This is a genomic window from Polaromonas sp. P1_G4, from assembly GCF_056405475.1.
In genome coordinates, this window is record NZ_JBFUCA010000452.1 from 1 (window position 1) to 3,545 (window position 3,545).

Annotated in this window: 2 protein-coding genes; both read left to right on the forward strand. The window is 64.0% G+C overall.

Annotation, left to right across the window (positions count from 1 at the left end; all coding sequences use genetic code 11):
• Positions 1–2,057, forward strand: a 2,057-nt coding sequence (acnA, locus tag AC1D1X_RS18555; protein ID WP_477698848.1) for an aconitate hydratase AcnA, incomplete at its 5' end; no start/stop codon positions are given.
• On the forward strand, positions 2,057–3,262 hold the full coding sequence (locus AC1D1X_RS18560) for an FAD-dependent monooxygenase (protein WP_477698849.1): 1,206 nt from the start codon (positions 2,057–2,059) through the stop codon (positions 3,260–3,262). The genes acnA and AC1D1X_RS18560, both read left to right, overlap by 1 nt.
• The last annotated feature ends 283 nt before the right edge of the window (positions 3,263–3,545 follow it).

Consider the following 3,545-nt stretch of genomic DNA (forward strand, 5'->3'; position numbering starts at 1 on the left):
AGGAAAAGGTCGTCGGCAAGTTTGTCGAATTTTTCGGCGAGGGCACGCGCACGCTGGCCTTGCCGGACCGCGCCACTATCGGCAACATGGCGCCCGAATACGGCGCCACCATGGGATTCTTCCCGGTCGACGAAAAAACGATCGACTACTTCAAGGGCACGGGCCGCACCAGGGAAGAGATCGAAGCCTTCGAGGCCTACTTCAAGGCGCAGGGCCTCTTCGGCGTGGCCAGGGCCGGCGAGATCGATTACTCGCACGTGGTCAAGCTGGACCTGGGCGATGTCACGCCCAGCCTGGCCGGCCCCAAGCGCCCGCAAGACCGAATCGAGCTCGGCAACGTCGCCAGCCAGTTCAAGTCGCTGTTCAGCAAGTCGATTGCCGAGAACGGTTTTAACCAGCCCGCCGGCATGCTCAACACCCGCCACCTGGTGCGCCGCACCGATGAAGGCCGGCTGGACACGCTGCCGTCCGCACCGCCCACACCGGCCGGTGCCGCACGCCCCGTGATGGAGATGGAAGGCAACCGCCCCACACTGGCGCACGCACGCGCCAGCAACACCACGGACGCGCCCGCCAAGGCGCAGACCGAGGTGGTGCATTCCGCCCCCGGCATCACGGTGGGCAACGGCGACGTGCTGATCGCCGCCATCACCAGTTGCACCAACACCTCCAACCCCAGCGTGCTGCTGGCCGCCGGCCTGCTGGCCAAGAAGGCGGTGGAAGCCGGCCTGAAGGTGCAGCCGCACATCAAGACCTCGCTGGCCCCTGGCTCGCGCATCGTGACCGAGTACCTCACCGAGACCGGCCTGCTGCCTTACCTGGAGAAGCTCGGCTTCGCACTGGCCGGCTACGGTTGCACCACCTGCATCGGCAATGCCGGCGACCTGACGCCCGAACTCAATGAAGCCATCAGCAAGAGCGACCTGGTCTGCGCGGCCGTGCTTTCGGGCAACCGCAACTTCGAGGCGCGCATCCATCCCAACCTCAAGGCCAACTTTCTGGCCAGCCCGCCGCTGGTGGTGGCCTACGCCATTGCCGGCACGGTGATGCGCGACCTGATGACCGAACCCGTCGGCAAAGGCAAGGGCGGCAAGGACGTGTACCTGGGCGACATCTGGCCGACCAGCGACGAGATCTACAAGCTCATGAAGTACGCGATGAACGGAAAGGCCTTTCGCGCCAATTACGCCAAGGTCAAGACCGAGCCCGGCAAGCTCTGGGAAAACATCAAGGGCGTCAAAGGCACGTCTTACACCTGGCCGGCCAGCACCTACATCGCCGAGCCGCCTTTCTTCAAGGACTTCACCATGAAAGCGGGCGAGGCGGGCAGCGTGTCCGTCAAGGGTGCGCGCATCATGGCGCTGTTTGCCGATTCCATCACCACCGACCACATCTCGCCGGCCGGCTCCATCAAGGCCAGCTCGCCGGCAGGCCTCTGGCTGCAGGCCAACGGCGTGCAGAAGGCCGACTTCAACAGCTACGGTGCGCGCCGCGGCAACCACGACGTGATGATGCGCGGCACGTTTGCCAATGTGCGCATCAAAAATTTGATGATTCCGCCCGATGCGGAAGGCTCGCGCGAAGAAGGCGGTGTCACGTTGTTCCAGCCCGGCAACGAAAAGATGTTCATCTACGACGCTGCCATGAAGTACATGGACCAAGGCACTCCCACCGTGATCTTTGCTGGAGAAGAATACGGCACAGGTTCGTCGCGCGACTGGGCCGCCAAAGGCACGCAGCTGCTCGGCATCAAGGCCGTGGTGGCGCGCAGCTTTGAACGCATTCACCGCAGCAACCTGGTGGGCATGGGCGTGCTGCCCCTGCAGTTCAAGCCGGGTGATTCGTGGCAGACCTTGAAGCTCACCGGAAATGAAGTCATTGACGTGATTCCGCACCCTGAGCTCAAGCCGCAAAGCGAAGCCAAACTGGTCATCACGCGCGCCGACGGTTCTCGCGAGGAAGTCACCGTGATACTGCGCGTGGACACACCCATTGAGGTCGACTACTACCGCAACGGCGGAATTTTGCCGTTCGTGCTGCGACAGTTGCTCGCTTGATGTTCAGACAAGCCCTGATAGCCGGCGGCGGCATCGGCGGATTGGCGGCGGCGCTCGCGGTATCGCGCGCCGGCTGGTACGTCCGCCTGTTTGAACGCGCCAGCGCCTTCAGCGAAGTCGGCGCCGGCATCCAGCTCGGTCCCAATGTCGTCAAAGTGCTGCATGGCTGGGGGCTGGCCGACGCGCTCCAGGCCGTGGCTGCCATTCCCGAGCGCCTGCAGGTGCGAAGTGCCATATCGGGCCAGCTGCTGGGCGAGTTGCCGCTTGGCGCCGCTATGGCCCAGCGTTATGGCGCGCCTTACCTCTCCATTCATCGCGCCGACCTTCACGGCCTGCTGCTGCAGGCCGTGCAGCAGCACGCCGACGTGAAGCTGCATCTGAGCCGGCCTCTGCAGTCCTTCAGCCAGACCGCGCAAGCCGTCACGGTGCAGGCCGACGACGGCCCTGGCATTGAAGGCGACGCCCTCATAGGTGCTGACGGCATCTGGAGCACAGTGCGCCAGGAACTGCTGGGTGACGGTCTGCCACGCCGCACCGGCCACCTGGCTTACCGTGCCCTGGTGCGGCAATCCGATMTACCTGAATTGCTCAGGAGCCGGCAGATCACGGTCTGGCTGGGGCCGCGCATGCACGTGGTGCAGTACCCGGTGCGCGGCGGTGAATGGCTCAATGTGGTGGCCATCGTGCAGGGTGAAGCCGCTGCCGAAGCCGACCTCTGGGACCACAGTGCCAACACCTCCGATCTGGGTGCGGCGACGGCCGGCTGCTGTGCCGCGCTGCGCGAGGTACTGGATGCCATCGGGGGCTGGCGCTTGTGGGTGCTGCACGACCGCGCGCCGATGCGGGGTGCCCACCAGCACGCTGTAGGCCGTGTGGCCTTATTGGGCGACGCCGCCCATCCGATGCGGCCTTACCTCGCGCAAGGCGCCGGCATGGCGATCGAAGACGCCGCCGAGCTAGGCCATGTTTTGGCCCAGGCGCTGGACCCGGCGTTTGACGTACCCACCATGCTGCAGCGCTACGCGCTCAACCGCTGGCAGCGCAATGCGCGCGTGCAGGCGCGGGCTTTGCGTAATGGGCAGATATTTCACGCCAGTGGGGTGTCGCGGTGGGGCAGGGATACCGCAATGCGTCTGTTGGGTGAGAAGCTGCTGGATATGCCCTGGCTGTATGGGGCAAGCCCAACCTACCTTGACGGGCATTGAGCTGTAGGACGACGGCTGTTTGCCCAGGCCTTGCACGGTTGATACGCGCTTTCACCGCRGGCAGTGCGTCAATTTGTGGTCCGGGCTTCATGACGGCAAGGAATTCCGCCCGGACTGGGAAAAAAACTCGCGGGACCGCGGTCACGCCTGGGTGAAGTTTTGGGGACGCTTGCAGATGCGGCCGCTATTTATTCACGGGATCTTGTTTTTCTCGGACTTTGGAACTTGTATGTACTTCCTCATCCTGTCGAATTTTTCATCGTAAACCAGCACAGTGTCCCTC